Source organism: Candidatus Sphingomonas phytovorans, from assembly GCA_029202385.1.
Lineage (GTDB): Bacteria > Pseudomonadota > Alphaproteobacteria > Sphingomonadales > Sphingomonadaceae > Sphingomonas > Sphingomonas phytovorans.
In genome coordinates this window covers 1,956,544-1,982,948 of sequence record CP119314.1, presented here as the reverse complement: position 1 = coordinate 1,982,948, position 26,405 = coordinate 1,956,544, and the positions used below count along the sequence as shown (strand labels likewise).

The following is a 26,405-nucleotide window of genomic DNA, read 5'->3' as shown; positions in this document are numbered from 1 at the left end:
AGCGATACGATCAGGGCAGCTTGACGATCGCCAGCGGCAGGGTCGCGCTGCCGTTGCCGACGATCTGCAGGATATAGCTGCCCGGCTTGAGCGCGAAGTCCACCATCTTCCGGATGCCGCTGCACGCCGGACCATGGCCGTGCCCGACCGACTCGAGCGACGCGCCATCCCTGACGATATCGAGCCAGGCCGCCGAACCGATCGCGACGCGAAAGGTGCCGGCTTCACCGATGGTCACGGTGGCCATACCGCCATGGCTGACCGATCCGCCGGGACGCGACGGGCGGAGCACATAGGTGACGGCGGGCGTGGGGGTGAGAGCGAGATCGACCGCGGCGCCCGGTGCCAGCGTCGTATTCGCGAGCGAGGCTGAATCGACCGCGGCGGCCATCGGCTTGCGGCTTGGCCAGCCAGCAAGCTCGGGTGGGATCGGGGCGGCGTCGCGCGGGCAGACCGGCTGAGCCTCGGCCATCGGCATCCGCGCCGCTGGCTGCTGCGGAGGCTGCTGGGCAGCGGCGCCGGTCGCGGCGGCCAGGGCAAACAGGCCCGTCATGACGATGGATTTCAAACGACTTCTCCTGCCCGACTTTCGCTATATACGGACGGATATAGCATGGTCGCTGGATGATCGTGGAACGGGGAACGAAGATCAATGCGCAAGCTGGGGATTCTGGCCGGCACCGCCGCCTTTCTGACGATATCTTCGGCCTGGGCGCAGACTGCGCCGGCCGACACGGGCAGGAACGACCAGGCTTTCGGATTGGGCGAGATCGTCGTCACCGGCCACAAGGACAGCGACGCGACGATCGGCGAGTCGACCCTGTCGTCGCAGGCGATCTACACCTTCAACCGCGCGACGCTTGACGATGCCGCGAACCTGATCCCCGGCGTGTCGTCGGGCAATAGCGGCGGATCGCGCAACGAGCGGCTGATCTTCGTGCGGGGCTTCAATCGCTTCCAGGTGCCGCTGACGATCGACGGCATCCGTGTCTACCTGCCCGCCGACAACCGGCTCGATTACGGCCGCTTCCTCACGCCCGATATCGCCGAGATTCAGGTCGCCAAGGGTTATGTGTCGGTGTTGAACGGGCCGGACGGCATGGGCGGCGCGGTGAACCTCGTCACGCGAAAGCCGACCAAGGCGCTCGACGTCGAGGTACGCGGCACGTTGTCGCTCGGGCATGACGCCGAATATACCGGCTACAATCTGTTCGGGCTGGTCGGCACGCGGCACGACAACTGGTATGCCCAGGCGAGCTATACCCGCAATTTCCAGGATCATTGGGACCTTGCCAGCGGCTACAAGCCGACCGCCGTTGAGGATGGCGGGCATCGCGGCCTTTCGCGCACGATGGACTGGCGCGGGAACGTCAAGTTCGGTTTCACGCCGAACGCCACCGACGAATATTCGATCAGCTATACGCGCCAGGAAGGATCGAAGGCGGCCCCGCTGCACATCACCGATCCTATTGCCGGCCAGCGCTACTGGACGTGGCCCGCCTGGAACATCGACAGCATCTATTTCCTGTCGATCACCGCGCTGGGGGACAAGGCGACGCTGAAGACCCGCGTCTATCGCAACAGCTTCTATAACTTGCTGCGGTCGTTCAGCACTGCCGCGGAAAACACCCAGGTCACGCCCAAGGCGTTCAACAGCCCCTATCATGACGAGGCGATCGGCGGGTCGGCTGAGCTTGCGGTCCAGCTTACCGAGGCCGACCTGTTCAGCCTCGCCGCGCAATATCGCCGTGACAAGCATATCGAGGCGCAGCAGAGCTTTTCCCCGGCGACGCTGCCCAACGGCACCACCGAGCCCGACCAGCAGAGCCTCGAGGAAACCTACAGCCTCGGCGCGGAAAACCGGCTGACGCTTGCGCCGGGGCTGATCCTGACGCTGGGTGCCGGCTATGACTGGCGCAACCTGATCAAGGCTGAGGAATATGGTGCCCCGCTCGGTTCCAATCCGGCCACGACGCCAAGCCGCATCTTCTCCTATCCCCTTCGCAACACTGGGGCGTGGAGCCTTCAGGGGCAACTGGCCTGGCAGGCCGATGCCGATACGCGCTTTCACGCCAGCGTCTCGTCGCGCGCGCGCTTTCCGACGATCTTCGAACGGTTCAGCCAGCGCTTCGGTACCTCGATTCCCAACCCCGAGCTGAATCCGGAACGGGCGACCAATTACGAGATCGGCGCGTCGCGCCGCTTCGGCATTGTCCGTGCGTCGGGCGCCGCCTTCTATTCGCATATCGACGATGCGATCGTGTCCTATCCGACGCTTGCCTATAGCTGCACCGGCACGACCACGCCGCCGCCCGCACCGGTGCCTGGCTGCACCCAGGTGAGCCTGGTGCAGAGCCGCAACCTGGGTTCGGGCGACTATTACGGTGCGGAACTGTCGATCGATGCGCGGTTCGGTCCAAACCTCTCGGTCGGCGGCAACTACACCTGGACTCACCGCACTCTGCGCGATCCGTCCAATAGCGCGTTCCGGCCAACCGACGTGCCGACCCACAAGGCATTCCTCTATGCCGACTGGTCTCCGGTCAGCGCAGTGCATATCGTGCCGAGCGTCGATATCGCGTCTGACCGCTGGACCGTCACCGACATCGCACCGATCGTCTATTATCGCACCGGCAGCTACGCCAATGCCGGCCTGCGGGTCGACGTGACGGTGCGCGAAGGCGTGGATATCGGTGTGGGCGCCCGCAATCTGTTCGACCAGAACTACACTTTGGTCGACGGCTTCCCGGAACCGGGCCGCAGCTTCTACGCAAGCATCCGCGCCCGCTATTGATCGGATCGTCGGCGCATCGATCGGCCATTGCGGTACGGCGGCGGGGCTCCTAGCCTCGCCCCGCAACTCAGGGAGGTTTTTCGATGCGGCATATCGCGCTTGCGGCACTCACGATTCTGGCGACCACCGGCCCGGTCCAGGCGAAGACGACCGGCCATCCCCAGGCGGAGGCGCAGGCGCTCGATCTCGCCAGGAAAGCGATCGCGCTTCGATCGGTGCGCGGGCCGGGCAACGAGACGGCCAAGGTCGCCGCGCTCTACAAGGCGGCGCTGGTCGAAGGCGGGTTTGCCGATGGCGATGTGGAGATCACGCCGGTGGATGATACCGCCTATCTGATCGGGCGCTGGCGCGGGTCCGATCCCAAGGCGAAGCCGCTGGTCATTTCCGGCCATATGGACGTGGTCGAGGCCAAGCCGTCCGATTGGCAGCGCGATCCGTTCACCCCCGTCGTCGAGAATGGCTATTTGTTCGGGCGCGGGGCGAGCGACATGAAGCTTGATGGGACCACGGCGATCGCGGCGCTGATCGAACTGAAGCGCTCGGGCTACAAGCCCAGGCGCGACATCATCATCGAATTCTCGGGCGACGAGGAAACGACGATGAAGACTTCCGGCATCATCGCCGACAAGCTGTCCAATGCCGATATCGTGCTCAACATCGATGGGGGTGGCGGGCTGCTTGACGAGAAGACTGGCAAGCCCGTGCTGTGGACCTGGCAGGGTGCCGAGAAGACCTATGCCGATTTCGAACTGACCGTGACCAATCCGGGCGGCCACAGCTCGGCGCCACGCAAGGCCAATGCGATCAACCAGCTGTCGGCGGCGCTGGCACGGATCGGTGCGTATCAGTTCAAGCCGGAGGTCAGCGACCTGACCCGCGCCTATTTCGTCGAGGCGGCGAAATATGAGAATCCGGAAACCGGGGCGGCGATGCGCGCCTTCGCCGCCGACCCGACCGACAAGGCGGCGATCGCCACGCTGACCGCCAATCCGGCGACGATCGGCAAGATCGGGACGACCTGCGTCTCGACCATGGTCAGTGGCGGCCATGCGCTCAATGCGCTGCCGCAAAAGGCGACCGCGAACATCAATTGCCGAATCTTCCCCGGCCACAAGCCGGCCGACATCATGGCGGAGTTGCAGAAGGTCGCGGCCGAGCCGGCGGTGACCTTCAAGGACGTCACCGAAGGCTCGATCCCGAACGACGCGTCACCGATGCGGCCCGATTTCATCGCTGCGGTGAACAAGGCGATGAAGGCGACCTATCCCGGCGTGCCGGTGTTCCCGTCCATGTCCTCGGGGGCCAGCGACAGCATGTGGTTCCGCTCGCGCAACGTGGCAAGCTATGGCGCGAGTCCGACCTTCAGCAAGGATTCGGACGATTTCAGCCACGGTCTGAACGAGCGCGCCCAGGTGTCGAACATCGCGCCGGGGATCAGCTATTATCTGTCGCTGTTCACGGATCTGTCGAAATAGGGCCAGCGTCGGCGGATGCACGCTTGCTGCATCCGCCTTCCTTCCCGCGACGCACGTGCTGTCTCCGCCGGGGCGGTAGGCTCTTCGGCTCGTTCCTGGAGTAGAGCTCGCGGGGATAGCCCCGCGCGCCGCTGTCAGAATCGCGAGCCTTCTCCGATTTGCGCGGGCGGTTTCCGTTCGCGCGGTATCGACGCGCGGATGCGGAATTTATTGTCGTCGATCTCCTTCATCTGAACCGGCCCGAGCATCCTGTATCCGTCGGCATTGAGCGTTGCGGCAAGCCCGCCGAGCAGCAGTTCCTCCCGCTTCTTCACATCGTCGTCCCCGGTCGGCGGCGGGATCGTTGCCGTCAGGGCGCACTCGTTGACGTCGCAGGCAAGGGCCACTTCCATCAGCCTGGGATAGGCCCGGCGGACATGCGCGACCGCGATGTCGGGTGCGACGGGAAGATTTGCCGCCGGCGTTTGAATTGCCGTTGCGGACGGTGCGGCAATGCTGGGGGCGGGAGTCGGCACCTGAACCACGACGGCACCGTCGGCGCCGGGCGCCCGGCTGGCCTCGAATGTCTGCCGAACTGACCAGACGGCCAGCGCAGCGGCCACGACCGCGATCAACACATATCCAGGCGACGACGCCCGCTTCGTATTCTCTGGCATGCGACCTCCGGTGGAAAGAACGGACAGGGTGCCCCGCGCCGGATCCGGCGCGGGGCGGGACACTAGGTCAGCAGATGGTCGATCCGGACGGGCAACCCGGGGAATTGGCGCCGGAATCGAGGTTGGGATTGAACCCCGGCGTGATGCTGGTGTTCAAGGCAGCCGTCAGCACGCCCGAGAAGCGGGCATCCTTGTTGTCGAAGTTCGTGCCGGCGAAATTATAGTTCGACACCGTGTTGCGGACGCTGACCGACGGATAGCCGTTCCAGCTCACCAGCGGCTGGATCACCCAGCCGCCCGTGCCGTTCTCGGGCGGCTCGTCGCCATTGTCGGTCTTGGAGAAGCGCCACAGATGGGAGAAGCCCCATGTCTCGTAATGATAGACCATCTTGACGTGTTGCCCGGTCGAATCGCTGAGGAAGCGCAACTGGCCCCCGCTCGTGGCGCGGGTGTCCCAATTGCCGTGATCGCCGCGCGTGACGCCTACCACGGTACTGCTGGTACCCTGGTCGGTGGTCCAGACGATGATCGATTCCCAGTCATAGGCGTGCGAAAAGTCCGACTGCCAGAAATAGCTGTAGACGCGCGCGCAATAGCCGTTGTTGCATCGGCTCCGCGAATAGACGTTGCTCTGCGCGAGATAATTGGGGTTGCGGCACGAGGCTGGCGGCCGGGTGGCATAGGTGGAGGCACCCGCGCTGATACCGCCCGACGCATTGACGGCGGAAACGTTGAAGCAGACGTCCGTGTCGAAGTCGACCGCGGGCTGGAACCGCTTGTCCAGCGCGGTCGCCAGTTCCGGCAGCGGCGTGACCGGCGCTGGCCATCCCTGCGCCATCGCCGATCCGGCGTTCAGCAGCATGAGCGCCGCGAGGGTAGCGCCTGACCATGCCCGAACCGGGAAGGCGACGATACTCGTTCGCGACCGATTGTCATGCGGTCCACATGCCGTTTGAAATAGGCTTTTCATACAAACTCCCGTTGCAGAAGGTGATCTACGCACTCACTCACTCACTTCCGCATTCGGAACGGCGCGGAAGTCGAGTTCGAAAAATCCTTCACGGTCGCTGGCCATCGGTCCCGCACACCCTCACAGGAGAAGACGGGAAACCGCGAGGATCCGGACAAAGATTTTTCACGTGATGCGGCATGCGCCGCGCGATCTCGGGCCGATGGGCAGGGCCCGATGCGTCTAATCGATACGGCGGGTGATCGACCTTGAACGCCCGGAAATCGGTATTGGTCTATCGGAGATCTTCACCTGTCTGAAGCATCGCCGGCGTTCTCTCTGCACGAAAGAAGGCGAAGCTCAGGCCGGCCAGGACCCAGACACCCAGGCCGCCGTAGAGCAGGACGGCGCCGAATCCCTGGGCGATCGCCGCCCGGATGATCTCACGAGATATTCCGTGTGCCCCTCCCGCAATGGAAGCGGCATCTCCCGTCGCTATTGTCTCGGCCAGGGCGCGCAGTTGGCTGGCATTGACGGGCCCAACCCATGCGCGGCCGAGCGCGGAAGTGATTCCTTCGATCAGGATGAAGCCCATCAGGGCGATGTTCACCGCCAGGGTGATCAATCGAGCGCTGACGTCGATGCCGGACGCCATTCCGGCTCGGTCGGAAGGAACCGAGGAGGTCGTCGTATTGGTCACCGGTGTGTTGGTGATGCCGAGCCCCATTCCGGCGATGATCAGGCCGGGCAGCAGCGTCAGCCAGCTTGGCTGATCCGCAGCGATCCCGAGCTTCATGAGCATGAAGCCGAAGCCGATCGTAAACAGACTGACGGGGATGATGCGCCCTGCTCCATAACGAAGAGCGAGACGCTCACCCAAGGGCGGAAACAGCAGGGTGGGCAGCGTATAAGCGAGCAGGCAGAGGCCGGCGGCCATCGTGCCGTAGCCCAGGCCGATCTGAAAATAGATCGGCAGGTAGATCATCAGGGGCCAGTAGCTGAAGTTCATGCCCATGCAGCCGAGGATCGCCCCGGTAAATGGGCGGATCCGAAAGACGGCAAAATCGAACATGGGACGTGACTGTCGCCGCTCGGCGATAACAAACGCGACGGCACATGCCGCCGAGGCGGCAAGGATAGCGAGAGCGCCGGGGCTCGAGAGCCCGAGCGCCGGCCCCTGGGTGATGAAGAATGTGAGTCCGAACACGGCAAGCGACAAGGTGACGACGCCGGCGAGGTCCAGTCGCTGTGCCTGCGGATCTCGCGATTCCGACACCGAACTGGCCGCCAGCGCCAGTGTCACGACGGCAAGGGGAACGTGCACGAGGAAGATCCAGTGCCAGCTTAGCTGAGCGGTGATCGCGGCGCCGATGAGCGGGCCGAAGCCGAGACCGACGCCGGCCACGATGCCCCAGGCGGCGAACGCCCTGCTTCGCTCGTGCGGATTTTCGAACTGATGCGAGAGCAGGGCGATCGAGCAGATGAACATCGCGCCACCGGCCATGCCCTGCAGAAATCGGCTGGCAATCAGCAGGGGCATATCGGTGGCCAGCCCACACATCATCGATGTGAGGGCGAACGCGGCGACGCTGACGAGAAAGACGCGCCGTCGGCCGAAGCGGTCCGCCAGCGTTCCAGTGGCCATCAAGACGGTCGTGCAGGCGATGGTATAGGCGTTCATCACCCATTGCATGGCGGTGAAGTCGCTATGAAGCAGCCGCTCGAGCGTCGGCAGGATCACCGGGACACTGGTGATCTCCAGGCCGAACATCAGTGCGCCAAGACAAATGGCGACCAGGGCGGTCATATCGTTGCGGTAGGATAGGGCGGTCACGATTGGCCTTCCGGGACTGGGAAATTCGGCCTGGTATCTGGCGGTGCATAACCCATGACGGAAATGATTTTATTTTCTGGGAATTATTATGATCTCTCATTAATGTGGAGTGATGGATATCGAGCCGGTTCTGTTGCGCGCTTTTGTCGCGGTCACCGAAGCTGGCGGCTTTACCCGTGCCGCACGGCGACTGAACCTCACCCAGTCAGCGGTTAGTCATCAAATCAGGCGATTGGAGGAACAGGTCGGGCGACCGCTAATGTCCCGCACGACGCGTCAGTTGAGGCTGACCGAGGACGGCCAGGACCTGCTCCATCATGCGCGTCAGATTCTTGCGGGCCACGACGCGCTGGCGCTGCGTTTTCGCCAATCCTCCGTTTCGGGAATAGTGCGTTTCGGCGCCCCCGAGACGTTCATGGGAGAACGGCTGCCGATGCTCCTGTGCCAATTCGCCCGGGCCTTTCCCGCGGTAAGGCTCGATGTTCATGTAAGCTGTTACCTGGATCTGGCGACGATGGTGGCCGCCGGAGAGCTGGACCTCGCGGTTGCGTTGTCGATCGCCGGCGGTGAGGGGGGTATCAGGCTGCGCCGGACGCAATTCGCCTGGGTGGCGGCTGATAGTTTCGCGCTTCCGCGCGGCGCGTCCCTGCCACTCGCTTTTCACCCGCCAAATTGCATCAACCGGCAGTTGGGCGTTGCTGCGCTGGAGAGTGCGCCGATCCCGTGGCATATCGCCTTCACGTCGCCCAGCGAGCAGGGGCTGCGGGCGGCGGTGCGATCCGGTCTGGCCATCGCGGTGCTGATGCGGGAAGATCTCGAGCCGGGAATGAGGGTCATCGATGGTGAATATGGCCTGCCGGCACTACCCGACGCCGATTTCATGCTGATCTGGAGCAACGGTGGCAAGTCGCAAGTTGCCCATGCCTTTGGTCAGATGTTGATTGCGATGGAGGGCTCTCCGTCATCGGTCGCTGGCGCGCCAATGGAGGCTGAGATTGATGCCGCGAGCGAGCGTTGAATATATGCGCCGCAGAACGTTCGCTGAGGGGGCATGATCTCAGGCGCTGATCAACCGCTCCACATATGCGCACAACATATCAGCCAGCGCACCCGCATAGGCGTCGATCTCCGCCGTCGTGCGTGGTGTCGCTGAAAAGCTGCTGCCCACCTCGCTCAGCGTCGTCTCGATCAGATCGCTTGCCAGTGATCGCGCGTCCTCGGTGGCATCCGGCAGCACCTCGTGCAGAAACGACTGGAAGATCTGGGCGCTGGCCGCGCGGGTGTCGATCGCCTCGGGCGCATCGCGATAGAGCGGTGCCGCGTCGTTGAGCGCACCGCGGATCTGCGCCTCCTCGCACTCCGAGCGGAGGAAGGCATGTACCAGGATGCGCAGGCGTTCGAGCGGCGGGTTCGAGGCGTCCTCCAGGATAGTGCGCAGCATGTTGCTGGTCGTGCGCCACTCGTCGCTTTGCAGTCGGAACAGGATCGCGGCCTTGTTGGGAAAATATTGATAGAGCGAGCCGACGCTCACACCGGCGCGCTCCGCCACCCGGGCGGTGGTGAATCGCTGCGCGCCCTCGGCCGCCAAAACCTGAACAGCGGCATTGAGCACCGCCGCGACGAGGTCGTTCGAGCGGGCCTGTTTTGGCTGCTTGCGCGAGGAGACGCGGGCGCTGTGTCGGGTCGTCATGTGCGGCTTGACCAATGCGAATAGGAAACATGACGAACTAGTCGTATTTATTCGGGCGAGCAAACACCTGCTCGAAACTGGAGAAAATCGATGACTATCCTCACCAGCGCGCCTGTGGCGCCGCTGCTCGATCGCCTGTTCGCTGAGGCCGAGGCCGCCTCTCCGATGGCGAGCCCTGCCTTTGCCTCCCTGTCGGGCGAGGAACGCCGCCGGCTCATGGCGAGCAAGACTGGCTACCGAGAGCTTTACGGCCAGTTGAAGGAGTTCGCGCTCCCCGTTTCGCGCGAGACCGGCAAGCTTCTCTACATGCTGGCCCGCGCGGGCAATGCCCGATCGATCGTTGAGTTCGGCACCTCGTTCGGCCTGTCGACGCTTCACCTCGCGGCTGCGCTGCGGGACAATGGCGGCGGGCGGCTCATCACCTCCGAATTCGAACCGTCGAAGCTGGCCAGGGCCAGGGAGAACCTTGCCGCTGGTGGCTTGTCGGACCTTGTCGAGTTTCGCGAAGGTGACGCGCTGGAGACACTGGCGTCCGATCTGCCCGAAACGGTCGACCTGCTGCTGCTCGATGGCGCCAAGTCGCTGTACATGGATGTGCTGGCACTGGTCGAAAGCCGCCTGCGGCCGGGCGCGGTGATCATCGCCGACAATACTGATTATTGCCCCGACTATCTTGAGCGAGTCAGCTCGCCCGAGAACGGCTATTGGTCGATGCCGTTTACCGACGATGTCGAATTGTCGATCCGTCTCGCGTGAGGTGCCTCGATACGGCCGAACGGAAACGCCCGCTCGCCGACGGGATCGCGTGGTGTGTCACATGGCGGCTGACATTTTCGTCAGCCGCCATGTGAGCGAAATTCAATTATCTATCTGATAATAAAGTGAATATTGAATGCAAGCTTGCTGGAAGCAAGGCAAAATGTCAGTGACCCTCCTGACATTTCCAACAGGCGCGACGCATCAGGGGCTTCGATTCAATCGCTGCACAACGCACTCTATCGACGCGATGGTAGTGACGGGAAACCGGCTCTCGCCTCTTTCTCATCGCCGGATCTGAAGCAGCGCGTCGATGTGCCGCTCAGCGATCGCGCTTGCCTCGGCGGGCGTGAAGGCGTCGGGCGCGAGGCAGAGTTCAAGCCATAACCCGTCGACGATCGCGCTGATGCCGATCGCGGCAAGGCGGCGGTCGGGTTCGGGAACGCCGCAGGCGGCGAGCAGGCTTTCGAGGTCACGCCGGTACGCCGCGTAGAGGTCTCGGTGCAGGCCGGCGATGTCGGCGTTGCTCTTCACCAGGCTCCAGAAGGCGATCCAGGTCGAGAGCAGCCCGGGATCGGCGATCGGGGGCGTGAAGCTGGTGGTGACATGGGCGAGCAGGCGGGCGCGGGGTTCCGTTCCGGCGGCCGCCATGGCGGCTTCGAAGGCAGCGGAGACCTGCGCATCGACATGGGCATAGGTTGCGGCGATCAGCGCATCGATGCCGTCGAAATAATGACCAAGCAGGCCGGACGATACGCCGGCCTCCGCGGAGATCGTCCGTACCGACACGCCGGCCGCGCCATGGCTCGCGAGCACGCGCGCCGTCGCTTCGATCAGGCTGAGGCGGCGCGCATCGGGTTCGGCGCGGGTGAAGGCGGGTTTGTGCACGCGCCCCTTCTCCCGTTCGTGCCGGGCGAAGTCGAGAAACAATTGCGCTGAGCTGGTCCTAATTTCTCGACTCATCCGAAACGAACGGTGGTTGCGTCTTGCGCAACGTTGTTATACGATCGTCCAACAAGCAGAGGAGGCCGGCATGGCGCATCGCTACGCGGACACGGGCGAAGGAGCCATGGGGGCCGAGGGCAATGACCCCGACGCCGATTTCAGCCTGCCAGGCTGGCTCTATACCGATCCCGAATATTTCGACGTCGAGGTGGCTCGGGTGATCCGGCCGTCGTGGCAGATCGTCTGCCATGTCGGCGACATCCCGAAGCCCGGTGATTATCATACGCTCGATTATATCGGTGAAAGCGTGATCGTGGTGCGCGGCGAGGACGGCACGGTGCGCGCGTTCGCCAATGTCTGCCGCCATCGCGCGATGCGGCTGGTCGAAGGGCCGGCGGGGTGCGCCAGGAAGCTGGTCTGCCCGTACCATGCCTGGGCCTATGAACTTGACGGCCGGCTGACCGGCGTGCCGATGAAGGGCGACTATCCGGCGCTGGACATGACGAAGAACGGCCTCGCGACCGTCGATATCGAGATCTGGAACGGCTTCGTGTTCGTTCGGCTGGAGGATAATGGCGGGCCGTCGGTCGCTGAGATGATGGCGCCCTATGAGCCGGAGATCGCGCCGTATCGTTTCGAGGAAATGCGAACGCTCAGCCCGGTGCGGCTGCGCGAGCGGACGGTGAACTGGAAGAATGTTGGCGACAATTATTCGGACAATCTGCACATCCCGGTCGCCCATGCCGGGCTGACCCGCCTGTTCGGCAAGAGCTACGCGATCGAGGCGAAGCCCTGGGTCGACAAGATGTCGGGCTATCTCGCCGACAAGCCCTCGAACGACCGGTGGGAGCGGCTGTACCAGGCCTATCTGCCTCGCGCCGAGCATCTGCCCGAGGCGCAGCAGAAGCTGTGGCTCTATTACAAGCTGTGGCCGAACATGGCCTTCGACATCTATCCCGACCAGGTCGATTTCATGCAGTGGCTGCCGCTGTCGCCGACCACCTGCGTGCTGCGCGAGATGGCCTTCGCGCTGCCTGATGACCGGCGTGAGATGAAGCTGGTGCGCTACGCGAACTGGCGGATCAACCGGACGGTGAATGCCGAGGATACCTGGCTGATCACCCGCGTGCAGCAGGGCATGGCGTCGCAAAGCTACACGGTCGGTCCGATCGGGGCGAGCGAGGTGTGCCTGCGAAGTTTTGCGAAGAAGATCCGGGGCCTGATTCCCGAGGCCCGGTTGCCTCGCGCTCCGGCACCCGGATGGAGCCGGCGGCCCAGAGTCGTGGAGTAGTTGAGATCCACCCCGTTCGTGTCGAGCGAAGTCGAGACACGGCCACGGGCCCGCCTGACGCGGTTTCTCGACTTCGCTCGAAATGAATGGTTGGCTGAATGACCCAGAAATACGACGCGCTCATCATCGGCGGTGGCCATAACGGCCTTGTCTGCGCCTTCTATCTCGCGCGCGCAGGGTTGAAGGTCCGTGTGCTGGAACGCCGCGACGTTGTCGGCGGCGCGGCCGTCACCGAGGAGTTCCACCCCGGTTTCCGCAACTCGACCGCGAGTTACACCGTCAGCCTGCTCCGCCCGAAGGTGATCAGGGACATGCGCCTGCACGAACGCGGCTGGCGAATCATCGAGCGGACGATCTCCAACTTCTTCCCGAACGAGAACGGATATCTCAAGCTCGGCGGGGGCGAGGATCGCACCTGGGCGGAGTTTGCGCGTTATTCGCGGAAGGATGCGGACACCTTCCCGAAATATGAGGAAGCGCTGGAACGTGTTGCCGAAGTGCTGCGTGACATGGCGCTCAAGACCCCCCCGAATGCCGGTGGTGGCATCCGCGCGCTGCTGGCGGCTGCGGCACAGGGCAAGCGCCTCGCCGGCATGTCGATCGAGGCGCAGCGCGACGTGATGGACCTGTTCGTGAAGTCGGCGCGCGACTTCCTCGATAGCTGGTACGAGGACGAATATGTTAAGGCCGCCTTCGGCTTCGACGCCGTGGTCGGCAATTACGCCAGCGTCGATACGCCGGGCAGCGCCTATGTCCTGCTCCACCACGTGTTCGGCGAAGTGAATGGCAAGAAAGGCGCTTGGGGCCACAGTGTTGGTGGCATGGGCGCGATCACCCAGTTCATGGCCGAGGCGTGCGCCGATATGGGCGTCGAGATCAGCCTGGAGGCGCCGGTCGCTAGGGTGCTGGTCGACGGCAACCGAGCCACCGGCGTGAAGCTCGAGAGCGGGGAAGAGATCGCGGCCGACATCGTCGCGGCGAATGTCGGCCCGGCCTTGCTTTACCGCCAGTTGGTCGACCGAGCCGACATGACGCCGGAATTCGCGCGACGGATGGACAATTTCAAGACTGGTTCGGGCACGTTTCGAATGAACGTCGCGCTGTCAGAATTGCCCGACTTCTCGGTGTTGCCAGGCAAGGATGTCGCGGAACATCATACCTGCGGCATCATCATCTCGCCGACGCTCGATTACATGGACAAGGCGTTCGCCGACGCGAAGGTGAAGGGGTGGTCCGACGAGCCGATCGTCGAGATGAAGCTGCCGACCTCGATCGACGACAGCCTGGCGCCGCCGGGCATGCACATCGCCAGCCTGTTCTGCCAGCAATTCGCGCCGGTATTGCCCGATGGCCGGTCATGGGACGACGAGCGGGAGGCGGCCGCCGACCTGATCATCGACACGGTCACGAAGCATGCACCGAACTTCAAGAGCGCGGTGATCGCGCGGCAGATTCATTCGCCGCTCGACCTGGAGCGGAAGTTCGGGCTGATCGACGGCGACATCATGCACGGGCACATGTCGCTCGACCAGCTCTGGGCGTCGCGGCCGGTGCTTGGCCACGGCGACTATCGGTCGCCGATCAGGGGCCTTTATATGTGCGGCGCAGGGACCCATCCGGGCGGCGGCGTGACCGGCGCGCCGGGGCATAATGCGGCGCACGAGATCATCGCCGATCGCGGGATCATGGGCCGGTGGCGGCGCTGGAAGTGACCCGGCCGCGCCTGACCGACCAATAGACCGGCAGGCCGAGCAGCAGCAGCGCGAGACCCCAGAGATCGGCCTTCAGGCCCAGGCCGTAGACCATCCACACGACGAAGATCGCGGCGATCCCGGCCGCGATCTTCAACGGCAAGTCATGAGGCAGCAGGCGGATCGCAGCGAGCGCGCACGCCAGATAAGCGAGCATGCCGGCGGCGAGCGAGATCGACGCGATGTCCTGGAAGAGCTGCCCCATCGAGCTGGCATAGTTCATCAGCGTCACCACCGTGACGAGCAGGCCCGAGACGAGGTGGGCGCGGGCCGGCGTGCCGAAGCGGCTCTCCTGGCCGAACCAGGCCGGAAACACGCCGCCGCGCGCCATCGCCCAGGGCATCTCTCCCTGCAGCAGGATGAAGCCGTTGAGTGTGCCGAAAGCGCTGATCGCGGCGAACAGGGCGACGATCTCGGCCGTGCGCGGCCCGAAGCTGCGACCCAGGAACTCGGCGATCGGGGCCGGGGAGGCTGCGGTGATCGCCGCAGGCATCATGAACATGGCGGCGCCGGAGACAAGCACATAGACGAGCCCGGTCAGCACGGTGCCGATTAGGGTGACGCGCGGCACGACGCGCGCTGCATTTTCCACCTTGTCGGCGGGGACGGTCGCGGATTCGACGCCTAGAAAGCCCCAGAAGGTGATCGCCGCCGCACCGGCGATCGCGCCGGCGCCGAGCGGTACCGGCGTGCTGGGGGCGATCGCGCCGCTGCCGTCCCGCAGCAACAGCCACGCCGCGAGGATGATGACACCCGCGAGCGGCACCAGCTTGAGCACCGTCGTCACGAACTGAACCTGGCCGGCGAGCGCTACTCCGCGGATGTTGACCGCGATCAATATCCAGATGACCGCGAGTGCTGCGATCGCTGGCAGGCCCGGTGTCGAGCCGAGTGCGGGCACGATCAGGCTGAGGGCACTGACCACGGCGACAGCGATCGCGGCGTTGCCGGCCCAGATCAGCACCCAATAGCTCCAGGCTACCGCAAAGCCGACGCCTGGGCCGAACGCTGCCTGGGTGAAGGCATAAGGCCCGCCAGCGAGCGGCAGCTTCGCGCCGAGCCGCGCGAAGACGAAGGCGAGGCACAGCGCGCCGCCGATCGTGACGAACCAGCCGATCATGCCGTTCCAGCCGAGCGGGGCGAGTGTCGCGGGCAGCATGTAGACGCCGGAGCCGATCATGTTGCCGACGACCAGCGCAAGACAGGTCCAGAAGCCCAGGGCGGCACGTGAGGGCGGTACTGACATTCGGACGATCTCCCCTATCGCGCACTCTACGGCTTGATCGGCGGCGCGCACCATGTTTCTTGGTGGCACGACATGGCAAGCATCCCCCCCTCGCAATCGACATGGCATCCGGAGAGCAGCCGCTGGCCGCCACGGCTGATCGACGCCGCGCTGGCGCTGCACGACAATGCGCTGTCGGTGGCGGAGCCGCTGCTGCGTGCGCACCTCAAGGAGGACCCGTTCGATGTTGCCGCGATCCGCATGCTGGCGGAGCTTGCCGGAAGGATCGGTCGCTACAAGGACGCCGAGACCCTGTTGCGCCGCGCGCTCGACTTGTCGCCTGAGTTCACCGCGGCGCGCGCGAACCTCGCGATCGCGCTTTACCGGCAGAACCGGTCGGCCGAGGCGATCGCCCAGCTCGACCTCGTGCTCGACGATGAGCCGGACAATCCGGGCCATGCCAATCTGAAGGCGGCGGCGCTTGGGCGGATTGGCGGTTTCGACGAGGCGATCGACCTGTACGAAGCTGTGCTGAAGGGCACGCCGCACCAGCCGCGCGTCTGGATGAGCTATGGCCATATGCTCAAGACGGTCGGTCGGCAGGCTGACGGCGTCGCGGCCTATCGCCGGGCGCTCGCGCTGACGCCCGGACTGGGCGAGGCGTGGTGGAGTCTCGCGAACCTGAAGACCGTTCGCTTCGACGAAGCCGATATCGCGGCGATGCGGTCTGCCCTTGGCCGCGACGATATTTCGGCCGAGGACCGTTTCCATCTCGATTTCGCGCTCGGCAAGGCATTCGAGGATCGCAAAGAGGCGGATGCCGCGTTCGGTCATTATGCGGCGGGCAATGCGCTGCGGCGGACGAAGATCGTCTATGATGCGGACGAGACCGAGGCGTTCGTCGACCGGAGCGTGGCACTTTTCACGCCAGATTTCTTTGCCGCACGGGCGGGGCAGGGGTGCGACGCGTCCGATCCGATCTTCATCCTGGGCATGCCGCGCGCCGGATCGACACTGGTCGAGCAGATCCTGTCGAGCCACCCGCTGGTCGAGGGGACGTCGGAGCTTCCCGATATTCCCTTCCTCGCCCGGCAGATCGCTGATTATCCTCAGGGCGTGGATGCCCTTGCGCCGTCGCGCCTTCGTGAGATCGGCGAGGAATATCTGCGCCGGGCGAGCGTTCAGCGGCGCACCGACCGCCCTTTCTTCATCGACAAGCTGCCCAACAACTGGGCGCATCTGCCGTTCATCCACTTGATCCTGCCCGGGGCGAAGATCGTCGATGCGCGGCGCCATCCGCTCGGCTGCTGCTTCTCCAACTTCAAGCAGCATTTCGCGCGAGGGCAGGCGTTCACCTACGCGCTTGAGGACATGGGGCGATATTATCGCGACTATGTGCGGCTGCTGGCGCATGTCGACAGGGTGCTGCCCGGCCTCGTCCACCGCGTGATCTATGAGCGGATGGTGGACGATACCGAAGTTGAAGTGCGGGCGTTGCTGGGGGCGTGCGGACTGGAGTTCGACCCGGCCTGCCTCGATTTTCACAAGACCGAGCGCGCGGTTCGCACCGCGAGCTCGGAGCAGGTGCGCCGGCCTATCTTTCGCGAAGGCACCGAAAGCTGGAAACCGTTCGAGCCGTGGCTCGACCCGCTGAAGGCAGCGCTGGGCGACGTGCTGGACAGTTATCCGGGCGTGCCCGCCTTCGTCTGAACGTTGCAAAACTGTCACGATGCGGCCGCGAAATGATTTGAGGCGCCCGTTGCGATTGACGGATGTTGCGGCCGCGAACAGCATCCCGACAGATAATTTCATCGGGGGCCCACGATGCATGTCACCAAGCGTAAACTCGCCGTCACCGCTCTGCTCGCCTGCACGAGCCTGGCACCCCCGGCGTTCGCACAATCGACGTCCGCCGACACCCAAGAGGCTGCTCCCAGCGGGCAGGACGACATCATCGTCACCGCGCAGAAGCGCGAGGAGAATATCCAGAACGTGCCGATCAGCATCCAGGCGATCGGCACGAAGAAGCTCGACCAGCTGAACATCACCAACTTCGCCGAATATTCCCAGTTGCTGCCGTCGGTATCCTTCCAGGCGCTGGGTGGCACGCCCGGCACCAATGTCGTCTATATGCGCGGCGTCGCGTCGGGCGGCGACGGCAACCATTCGGGGTCGCTGCCGTCGGTCGGCGTCTATCTCGATGAGCAGCCCGTCACCACGATCGGCGGCAACCTTGACGTCCATGTCTACGACATCGCCCGCATCGAGAGTCTCGCCGGCCCACAGGGCACGCTGTACGGCGCATCGTCCGAGGCGGGTACGGTCCGCATCATCACGAACAAGCCCGATACGAGCGGTTTGTACGGCCGAGTCGACGGAGAGGTGAACAGCGTCAACAAGGGTGGCGTGGGCGGCAAGCTGGAGGGCATGATCAACGTGCCCATCTCGCAGGACATCGCGTTCCGCGCGGTCGGCTTCTACCAGAAGGACGCCGGCTATATCGACAACGTGCCCGGCTGCCGCAGCTTCCTGCCCGAAACCAATCCGCTCGGATGCACGGCAACGAATGGCGGCATCTCGGTCAACAACGCCAAATTCGTGAAGAAGGACTATAACGACACGGAGATCTGGGGTGGCCGCGCCGCGCTGAAGATCGACCTGGACGACAACTGGACGATCACGCCTGCGGCGATCTATCAGGATACCCGCTCGCACGGCAGCTACGGCTATGATCCCCGGGTCGGTGACCTCAAGGTCCAGCATTTCTATCCCGAATATCGGCGGGACCGCTTCATCCAGGCGGCGCTGACGATCGAGGGCAAGCTCGGCAATTGGGATCTCACCTATGCCGGTGCCTATCTCGACCGGAAGGATTTTTCCTCGACCGACTATACCGATTATGCCGAGCAATATGACCATCTCTATGCGTCGGTCGGCGGCATCAGCAACTATTTCTACTTCAAGAATGCTGCCGGTGCGACGATCGACCCGCGCCAGAACGTGCTCGGCAGCGATCACTTCAAGAAGATGAGCCAGGAGTTCCGCGTCGCCTCGCCGCAGGGTGAGCGGTTCCGCGTGGTGGCCGGCGCCTTCTATCAGCGCCAGAGCAACGACATCCACCAGGATTACCAGGTGCCGGGTCTTGCGCCGGAGCTGTCGGTGAACGGCTCCCCCGGGACCTTGTGGCTCACTCAGCAGCACCGCGTCGACAAGGATTACGCGATGTTCGGGGAGGCTGCCTTCGACATCCTGCCGAACCTGACCTTCACGGCGGGCGGTCGCGCCTTCATCTATGATAATTCGCTGATCGGTTTCTTCGGCTTCGGACGCAATCCGGGCAACGGTTTCTCGGATTCGCCGCCCAACGCCGCCGGCAGCAACCGCACCGGCGTCGCGCAATGTTTCACGACCTCGGGCCAGCGGCTCTATGATCGCGATACCGATACCTATAGCAGCTCGCTCACCCTGCTTCCGCCGGCGGTCGCGGGCAGCCCGTGCACCAACCTGGCCGTCTACGCGGCCGGTCGGGGGCTGCAACCGGTCAACACGCAGGGCCAGGGGTTCACGCACAAGCTGAACCTCACATGGAAACCCGTTCAGGATGTGCTGCTCTATGCCACATGGTCGCGCGGTTTCCGGCCGGGCGGCATCAATCGGCGCGGTACTATCCCGCCTTATGCAGCGGATTATCTGACCAATTACGAGATCGGCTGGAAGACCACGCTTGCCGGCGGCAAGCTTCGTTTCAACGGTGCCATCTATCAGCAGGAATGGAAGAAGTTCCAGTTCTCCTTCCTTGGCCAGAACAGCTTCACCGAAATCCACAACGGCCCGGATGCGCGGATTCGCGGTATCGAGATGGATGCCAATCTCAATCTCGGCGCGCTCGTGCTGACCGCGGCGGGGTCGTACACCGACGCGAAGACCAGGAAGAATCTGTGCCTGTTCGACGACCCGAGCTTCTCCTGCACCCTGCCGGGGCCGGGGGGCGAGGCCAACCTCATCTCGGCTCCGGCGGGTACGAGGCTGCCGGTCACGCCGCGCGTCAAGGTTAATGCCACGGCGCGCTACACCTTCGACCTCGGTTCGATAAAACCCTATATCCAGGGTATCGTGGCGCATCAGAGTTCGGCGGCATCGGATATCCGCACCGCGGTCATTCAGACCGGGACAGGGGCAGTGGTCAACCCGGCCGCGCTGCAGGGGCGCCTGCCGGCCTATACCATCGCCAATTTCGCGATCGGTACGGATCTGGGCAGCTATTCGCTCGAGTTCTTCGTGCAGAACGCCTTCGACGAGCGCGGCCAGCTTTCGCGGTTCCAGGAATGCGGAAGTTGCTCGCAGCGGCCTTATATCGTTCCGGTCACGCCGCGCACGATCGGCGTGAGGGCGGGCGCGAAGTTCTGAGAACGCAAGGCGGCGGGCAAGGCCCGCCGCCTTCTTTCCCGTATCGGCCGATCTCCGAAGCACATAGCCCGAAACGTGGATTGATACCGGTGTCATGTACTGGCATAGTCAGGCGAGGGAAGGCGGGATGTAACCGTCTCCTGTAAGGGAGAGAGCGCGTGACATTGGCCCTTCGCACGTCCTGGATCGCGTTGGGGATCGCACTGGCCGCCAGCAGCGCCCATGCCCGGTCAGCGCCCGATCCTGCCGGCTTGCTGTTCCGCGTCTCCGCCGACCAGAGCCTGATCGCCGAGCGCGCCGGGGGCGAGGCTGAACCCAATTTCCAGAGCAATGTCGCGATCGTGCCCGGCGGCAAGTCGGGCGGGGCGATCCGGTGGGAAGACGATGGCTATGTGGCCTGGCGCGCGCCGGGTAATATCTATGCCCAGCGCGGCACGCTTTCCTTCTTCTGGCGGCCGCGCACGCCGGTGGGTGAGGCCCCGTTTGCGATCTTCCGCGTTGGATTCGCCGATCATTCGAGCTGGGACATGGCGTTCCTGCGCATCGACTGGAACGGTCACGGCTTCGATGCCTTCGTTACCGATGCCAATCTCGCGCGGAGTCGCGTGTCGTTCCGGATCGACCAGTTGCCCGCCGCGGACCAGTGGAAGCATATTGCCTTTTCGTGGGACGAGGGTGTCGGCGTTCGGCTGTTCGTCGACGGCAAGGAAGTGGCACGCAAGGACGGCAAGGCCGATCTCGATTCCGGTCTCGATCAGTTCGGCCTGGCCGGGCGGATCATCTCGCCGCATCAGGTGCAGAGCCGCTACCACTTCATGCGTGGCAGCGACGTCGATGAAATCCGCGTCTATGATCATATGCTCGCCGCCGCCGATGTCGCGGCACTGGCCGACAATCGCGAGCCGGCCGCAGCCCCTGCCGGCACCGAAGCAGCGCGGCGCGTCGCCTGGCTCCATCGCTTCGGCTGGGATACTGCATCGCCGCCCGCGCTGACGAGCAATACCACCAGCATCCGCAAGGTCGAGTTTGCCGATGCGAGGGATCTGAAGCAGTGGAACTGGAAGGGGATCGACGGGATTGCGGAGACGACCTGGCCGGGCGTGTACAACCGCTCGCGCCTGCCCGGACGCAACGATTATTTCCAGCTGCCTGACTGGAACACCTATGTCGAGGGCGGCAAGACTTATGATCTGACGGTGCCGGCGGGCGTGCACTTCAACCGGGTCGAGATCCGGGGTGCTGCCTATGGTTCGCTGAGCTGGTCGGAGGACGGTGCGTCGTACGCCACGCTGGGACGGCGCCCGCAGGGGATGGTGCGCAGCATCGACAGCTTCGGGCGCAGGGCGGGCGGGAAGCTGCGCTTCGCGAACACCGCGCAGGAGACACCGATCCAGGAAATCTGGGCCTATGAGGTGACCGACGCGGCCGAGCCCGAGGGCAGCTTCACGCTGAGTTACACCGTGCAGGCCAATGCCGCGCCGGCCTTTGCCGCGCTCTCCGCGCTTAACGACTATATCGCCGGTCGCTATGCCCCGGACGAACGCACGACGGTGGTGGCGCTGCCCGCCGGTGCGCGTGCCGCGGCGGGTGCCGGCAACGCGGCTGCCACGACCGCGGCCGTACATGTCGAGGGTAGCGCGCCGATCGTCCATATCCTGGTCCCGTCGGGCTTTGGCGATGCGTTTCCCGGGCGCCCCTCCGCACGCTCATGGAACTATGGCTGGGAGAATATGCATGACGGGCTCGACGGCATCGCGCTCGATATCCCGGGGCTGAAGGCGACCCCCGGTGCGGACGGGCTGATCCCGCTCAATATCCGGGTGAAGGACCCGATCTGGCCAGGCCGCGACATGATCGACGTGTCGGTCTCGGTGCGGCCGGGGGAGAAACGGACCGTCTGGCTTGACCTGCGCGATCGTATTCTGACTGACGACAGCCTATTTCTGACCATGGCCTCCGCCGCGCCCGATTTTGGGGCGCAGTCGCTTGATGGGATGAAAGTGCGGCTGGTGTTCAAGGATCGCGCGGCCGCGCTGCCGGAGCATATCGCCGACCGGTTCAACCAGGTGAAGGACAATTGGGGTTTCCTGGTCGAGGAGCATACCTCGTCCAAGCGCGCCGGGCTCTATCGTCGCCTCTATACCGATGTCTCCGACCTGCTGCGGGTCGACCCCGACAACGCCGAGGCTCGGCGCTATTGGGCCGACATCAGCTATGGCGAGCATAATTTTCCGGCCTTTACCCAGCCCCAGGCGCCGGCCGGCGTACCGCTCTGGGCGTTCCGGCAGCTCGAGGATCTAAAGCTGGTCCGCCAGTTCGTGACCTGGTGGATCGACAACCGACAGGTGCCCTATGGCGATTTCGGTGGCGGCATCTCAGACGATACCGATCTGGTGCAGCAATGGCCGGGCCTCGCGCTGATGGGGGTGGAACCGGACAAGATCAACGCATCGGTCCGTGCGCTGTCCGACGCTGCATATGCCAACCGCATGATCACCAATGGGCTCGGCACGATCACCACCGACGAACTGCATGCCTATGAGGAAGGGCTCAACAGCGACGCTGAACGGCTTTACCTCAATTGGGGCGAGCCCAAGGCGGTCGAGCGGCTGATGGCGACTGCTCGCGCGCTGTCCGGTGTGGTTCAGAAGAATTCAGCCGGTCACTTGCATTTCGCCAGCAACTGGTACGGCGGCACGAAGATGTACCGCGAGGGACCGTGGGAATGGCAGAAGCCCTACAGCTTTACGGTGATGCACGCGCCGATCCTGATCGGCCTCTATAACGGGAACCCAGCTGCTCGCGGACTTGTGACCGGTACGATGGACGGCTGGATGGCACATGGCCGCCAGGACAAGGACGGGAACTGGACATACCCGAACGAAATCAACTGGCGTACCGACGCGGAGCGGGCGGGCGATGGCGGAGGCGTGTCGACGCCGCTTCAATCGGCCTGGGCGGCGTGGCGCTTCACCGGCGACGAGAAATATCTCTGCCCGGTGCTGGGGCGCACGGCGAAGAGCGGGCCTGCGTCCCTCGCCGATATCAACGAGAATGCGGTCGATGCACTCGATCGTCGAAAGGATTGGGGGGCGGCCCTGATCGCGAAGGCGACGGGCGGCGGCGCATTCGAACGCTATGCGGCATGGAACGCGACCGGCGACACCAAATGGCTCGACGCGCTGCACGCCGATGCGATCGCCGACAAGGCGCAGCATCGATATATGTACACCGAAGGGCATTGGTGGTCCGACCGGGTCGATCAGCCCAACGAGATTCTGCAGCGCGAACGGCTGGGCGGGATCGCCCTGCGCCGGAACCAGACTTGGCCGGGCAACAGCGTAAGCTGGCGGTTCGCCGAGGCGGGCGCGGCGGAGCAGGTGGCCATTCTGGTGCCCGGCGCGACCATGGGCACGTTCAAGGTGATCGCCTGGAACACCAGCGGCAGGCCGCAAAGGGCGGACATGACGGCATGGAACGTGACCGCGGGGCGGTGGAAAATGACGGGGTCTTCCGGCACTAGCGAGATCACGCTTGAACGTAGCGCGTCGATCCCGTTGGTTTTCGCGCCAGGGGAGAATGTGTTCGAGTTCGCGCTGGTCGCGCCGGGCGTGCCGACGGATCAGCGGGCGGATCTTGGGATTGGCGTCGACGATATTGCGGTGACGAAGCGCGTGGTGACCGTCACGGTTCACAGTCTCGGCGCGATCGATGCGCCCGGCGGAACGCTGTCGCTGGAAGACGCTGCGGGTCGGGTGCTCGTGACCGCCTCGGTGCCGCCGCTGGCGGCGCCGCTCGATCTTCAGTCGAAGACGGCAAAGGTGAAGCTCATTGTGCCGGCAGGCGCGGTGCGGGTTCGGGTCGCGCTGGCGGGCAATGCGCCGGAGACGACCTTGTTGAACAATGTCGTTGCGTTTCCTGCCAGATAGCCCCGGCGTAAGGCGGTTGGCTTTGCAGGTCCGATGCTCTCCCGGATCACGGGACCCGTCATGCTGGCCCTGCGGGGAGGGAGGTGAGGCTGGCCCAGAAGCGTTCCGCCGCCGCACTTTGCGGCGCAAGAGGGCGAAACAGGCCGATTTCGATCGGGACGTCCCACTCGGGTCCTCCCGCGCGCACCAGTGTGCCGGCCGCCATGTCCTTTGCGGCAAGTCCCGCCGGCAGCCAGGCGATGCCAACACCCTCGCGCACCTTGCCAAGCAGTGTCGCCGCGAGTTGGGCGGAGAACACGCTCTCAAGCGCCGGTATCCGGTCTGCGATATGATGCGCCGCAAAGATCCGGCCGAGCCCGGATTCTTCGGTGTAGGACAGCAGGGGCAGGGGGACGCTCATCTGATCGAGCGACCAGCGCCGGGCTCCGGCCGCGTCCGGCGCGGTCAGTGGTACGAGCGAGTCCATTCCCACGGCGATCGATCTGAAACGGCTGGGTTCGAACCTGCTCGCTGCCAGTGCGTGGCGATGACAGAGCAGGAATTGCGCCTGGCCCTGCAACATCAAGTCCTCGCACCCAGCCATGGTATCGGAGAACAGTCGCATGGGGCCGATCGGGCCACGTTGCTCGACCTGGCGGATCCAGCCGGGAAAGAAGGTGAAGGCGAGCGCGTGTGTCGCGGCGAAACGGAGCGTGGCCGCGTCGCTATCGCTGGATTCCGCCGCATCCCGCGCATCGCGGCGCAAAAGCTCGATCGTTTCGATCAGCCCGGCCGTGCCTTGGTTGAATTGAACGCCGGCCGGCGTCAGCGTCGCACCGCTGGACGACCGGATGAATAGGGCTACACCGACCCAACTCTCCAACGCCCGGATCCGGCGACCGAAGGCGGGCTGCGCGATGCCGCGCGCTTCGGCGGCGCGGGAGAAGCTGCCGCTTTCAGCAAGCGCCACGAAATCCTCAAGCCACGCCAGTTCCACGATATGCCGATCCCGCACTGCCCCCACTATCGGTGGGAATAGCAGGGCGTGGCGCGGAGACCTAACCGCGCCGCGGGCGCTGATTTCAAGGCAGGAGCCGGCTGATGGCGGACAATGGTAACGGCATGATCAATCGGCGCGATATGTTCGGCACGGCGCTTGTCGGCACCGCGGCGGCGCTGGTCGGTTCCGGCGAGACGCTGGCGGCGGTCGCGCGAACGCCTGCCATACCCGATTGGCGCCGCGGCCATGACAATCAGCGTATCGCGGATCTGGGCGATGGGCGCTTCCTCAATCCGCTGCTGGCGGGCGACCATCCGGATCCGGCGATCCTGAAGGACGGCAGCGACTATTACATGACCTTCTCCAGCTTCGATTCCTATCCGGGGATTCCGATCTGGCATTCCCGCGATCTCGTGAACTGGCAGCCGCGTGGCGCTGCGCTGACCAGGAACATAGGGTCGGTCTGGGCTGTCTCGCTGGAGAAGCATGGCGGGCGCTATTTCATCTATATCCCGACCAAGGCATCGCCCAATTCGATCTGGGTGATCTGGGCCGATCATATCGACGGCCCCTGGAGCGAGCCGGTCGATCTGGGCCTGCACCGTCATATCGATCCGTGCCATATCGTTGGGGAAGACGGATCGCGCTGGCTGTTCCTGTCGGGCGGCGACCGCATCCGGCTGAGCGAGGATGGACTGTCCACGGTCGGCGAGGTCGAGCATGTCTATGATCCCTGGCATTATCCCGACGATTGGGATGTGGAGGGATTTTCGCCAGAAGGACCGAAGCTGGTCCGGCACGGCGGCTGGTTTTACATGATCACTGCTGTGGGCGGCACCGCCGGGCCGCCCACCGGGCATATGGTGATCGCGGCCCGATCCCGGTCCCTTCACGGTCCATGGGAGAATTGCCCACACAACCCCCTGGTCCGCACCGTCGACAATGACGAGAAATGGTGGTCGCGCGGCCATGCCTCGCTGGTCGAGGCGCCGGACGGCAGTTGGTGGTCGGTCTATCACGGGTTCGAAAACGGGTTCTGGACACTTGGTCGTCAGGCGCTGCTCGACCCGATCGAATGGACCGCCGATGGCTGGTTCCGGATGAAGGGCGGTGATCTTTCGTCGCCGATTGCGAAACCCAAGGGTGGTGAGGCGCTGCCCCATGGCCAGCCACTATCCGATGATTTCAAGACGTTGGCGCTCGGCAGCAAATGGAATTTCTTCAAGCCGGGCCTGCGGGAAGGCGCGCGGGCCCGCGTCGAGAAGGGTGTCCTGATCCTCACCGCGAGTGGTGCCGCGCCGGTCGATTCATCGCCGCTGCTGCTGATCGCCGGCGATCTTGGCTATCAGGTCGAATGCGATATCGAGATCGCGCCGGGTGGTACGGCAGGGCTCGTACTGTTCTATGACGAGAAGCTCTATTGTGGGCTCGGGTTCGACCAGGATCGCTTCGTCACGCACCAATATGGCATCGAGCGCGGCAGACCCGCCAATCCGCATGGGCGGAAGATGCGGATGCGGATCGCCAACAAGCGCCATATCGTCGCGATACATACCAGCGGGGATGGCGGACTGACCTGGGTTCGCTTCGATCGCGGGATGGAGGTCTCGGGATACCACCATAATGTCCGTGGCGGTTTCCTGATGCTGCGGCCCGGGCTCTATTCGGCTGGAGCCGGAGAGGCGCGGTTCTCCAATTTCACCTACCGAGCACTATAGCCTCGA

At 64.3% G+C, this 26,405-nt stretch carries 18 protein-coding genes; 10 read left to right on the top strand and 8 right to left on the bottom strand.

The annotated features are described in order from the left end of the window. Positions 1 to 10: 10 nt before the first annotated feature. Entirely contained in the window at positions 11 to 568 is a 558-nt protein-coding gene (locus tag P0Y59_09180) for a homogentisate 1,2-dioxygenase (GenBank protein WEK01827.1), read from the bottom strand. 84 nt (positions 569 to 652) lie between these two features. On the opposite strand from P0Y59_09180, the gene P0Y59_09175 reads away from it, so the two are divergent. Together P0Y59_09175 and P0Y59_09170 are read left to right on the top strand one after the other, a co-directional pair. Next, complete coding sequence (locus tag P0Y59_09175; GenBank protein ID WEK01826.1) at positions 653 to 2,794, top strand: TonB-dependent receptor; 2,142 nt, start codon at positions 653 to 655, stop codon at positions 2,792 to 2,794. Between the two features lie 83 nt (positions 2,795 to 2,877). Then, positions 2,878 to 4,269, top strand: coding sequence for a M20/M25/M40 family metallo-hydrolase (locus P0Y59_09170; protein ID WEK01825.1), 1,392 nt, complete (start codon positions 2,878 to 2,880; stop codon positions 4,267 to 4,269). 134 nt (positions 4,270 to 4,403) lie between these two features. On the opposite strand, the gene P0Y59_09165 is transcribed toward P0Y59_09170, so the two are convergent. From P0Y59_09165 to P0Y59_09155, 3 genes are all read right to left on the bottom strand, one after another. Next, entirely contained in the window at positions 4,404 to 4,925 is a 522-nt protein-coding gene (locus P0Y59_09165) for a hypothetical protein (protein ID WEK01824.1), read from the bottom strand. 67 nt (positions 4,926 to 4,992) lie between these two features. Further along, on the bottom strand, positions 4,993 to 5,787 hold the full coding sequence (locus P0Y59_09160) for an NPP1 family protein (protein WEK01823.1): 795 nt from the start codon (positions 5,785 to 5,787) through the stop codon (positions 4,993 to 4,995). 382 nt (positions 5,788 to 6,169) lie between these two features. Continuing rightward, positions 6,170 to 7,681, bottom strand: a complete 1,512-nt coding sequence (locus tag P0Y59_09155) for an MFS transporter (GenBank protein ID WEK01822.1) — start codon at positions 7,679 to 7,681, stop codon at positions 6,170 to 6,172. Positions 7,682 to 7,820: 139 nt separating this feature from the next. Here P0Y59_09155 and P0Y59_09150 point away from each other — a divergent pair, with 139 nt between their 5' ends. Further along, a complete protein-coding gene (locus tag P0Y59_09150) occupies positions 7,821 to 8,726 on the top strand; it encodes a LysR family transcriptional regulator (protein WEK01821.1) in 906 nt (301 codons plus the stop codon). A 39-nt stretch (positions 8,727 to 8,765) separates the two neighbouring features. Here P0Y59_09150 and P0Y59_09145 read toward each other — a convergent pair whose 3' ends face one another. Beyond that, positions 8,766 to 9,398, bottom strand: a complete 633-nt coding sequence (locus tag P0Y59_09145) for a TetR family transcriptional regulator (GenBank protein ID WEK01820.1) — start codon at positions 9,396 to 9,398, stop codon at positions 8,766 to 8,768. A gap of 90 nt (positions 9,399 to 9,488) precedes the next feature. On the opposite strand from P0Y59_09145, the gene P0Y59_09140 reads away from it, so the two are divergent. Further along, positions 9,489 to 10,154 carry an O-methyltransferase gene (locus tag P0Y59_09140; protein ID WEK01819.1) on the top strand — a complete coding sequence of 222 codons (666 nt, stop codon included), beginning with the start codon at positions 9,489 to 9,491 and terminating at the stop codon, positions 10,152 to 10,154. Positions 10,155 to 10,439: 285 nt separating this feature from the next. On the opposite strand, the gene P0Y59_09135 is transcribed toward P0Y59_09140, so the two are convergent. Further along, complete coding sequence (locus P0Y59_09135; protein WEK01818.1) at positions 10,440 to 11,042, bottom strand: TetR family transcriptional regulator C-terminal domain-containing protein; 603 nt, start codon at positions 11,040 to 11,042, stop codon at positions 10,440 to 10,442. A gap of 181 nt (positions 11,043 to 11,223) precedes the next feature. On the opposite strand from P0Y59_09135, the gene P0Y59_09130 reads away from it, so the two are divergent. Both P0Y59_09130 and P0Y59_09125 read left to right on the top strand, forming a co-directional pair. Beyond that, a complete protein-coding gene (locus P0Y59_09130) occupies positions 11,224 to 12,390 on the top strand; it encodes an aromatic ring-hydroxylating dioxygenase subunit alpha (GenBank protein ID WEK02541.1) in 1,167 nt (388 codons plus the stop codon). Between the two features lie 98 nt (positions 12,391 to 12,488). Beyond that, positions 12,489 to 14,102 (top strand): NAD(P)/FAD-dependent oxidoreductase, encoded by a 1,614-nt coding sequence (locus tag P0Y59_09125; protein ID WEK01817.1) that lies wholly within the window; start codon positions 12,489 to 12,491, stop codon positions 14,100 to 14,102. Here the strand turns inward: P0Y59_09125 and P0Y59_09120 are convergent. Continuing rightward, the gene (locus P0Y59_09120) at positions 14,074 to 15,387 is read right to left on the bottom strand and encodes an amino acid permease (GenBank protein WEK01816.1); all 1,314 of its coding nucleotides are present in this window, start codon (positions 15,385 to 15,387) and stop codon (positions 14,074 to 14,076) included. The genes P0Y59_09125 and P0Y59_09120 overlap by 29 nt on opposite strands. A gap of 72 nt (positions 15,388 to 15,459) precedes the next feature. Here P0Y59_09120 and P0Y59_09115 point away from each other — a divergent pair, with 72 nt between their 5' ends. The 3 genes from P0Y59_09115 (at position 15,460) to P0Y59_09105 (ending at position 23,702) form a co-directional block, all read left to right on the top strand. Further along, positions 15,460 to 17,076 (top strand): sulfotransferase, encoded by a 1,617-nt coding sequence (locus P0Y59_09115; GenBank protein ID WEK01815.1) that lies wholly within the window; start codon positions 15,460 to 15,462, stop codon positions 17,074 to 17,076. Positions 17,077 to 17,190: 114 nt separating this feature from the next. After that, positions 17,191 to 19,773, top strand: coding sequence for a TonB-dependent receptor (locus tag P0Y59_09110; GenBank protein WEK01814.1), 2,583 nt, complete (start codon positions 17,191 to 17,193; stop codon positions 19,771 to 19,773). A 158-nt stretch (positions 19,774 to 19,931) separates the two neighbouring features. Further along, positions 19,932 to 23,702 carry a LamG domain-containing protein gene (locus tag P0Y59_09105; protein ID WEK01813.1) on the top strand — a complete coding sequence of 1,257 codons (3,771 nt, stop codon included), beginning with the start codon at positions 19,932 to 19,934 and terminating at the stop codon, positions 23,700 to 23,702. Positions 23,703 to 23,760: 58 nt separating this feature from the next. On the opposite strand, the gene P0Y59_09100 is transcribed toward P0Y59_09105, so the two are convergent. Then, positions 23,761 to 24,696, bottom strand: coding sequence for a LysR substrate-binding domain-containing protein (locus P0Y59_09100; GenBank protein ID WEK01812.1), 936 nt, complete (start codon positions 24,694 to 24,696; stop codon positions 23,761 to 23,763). An 86-nt stretch (positions 24,697 to 24,782) separates the two neighbouring features. Between P0Y59_09100 and P0Y59_09095 the strand changes: the two genes are divergently transcribed. Next, positions 24,783 to 26,399: a family 43 glycosylhydrolase gene (locus P0Y59_09095; protein WEK01811.1), complete on the top strand. Its 1,617-nt coding sequence runs from the start codon at positions 24,783 to 24,785 to the stop codon at positions 26,397 to 26,399. The last annotated feature ends 6 nt before the right edge of the window (positions 26,400 to 26,405 follow it).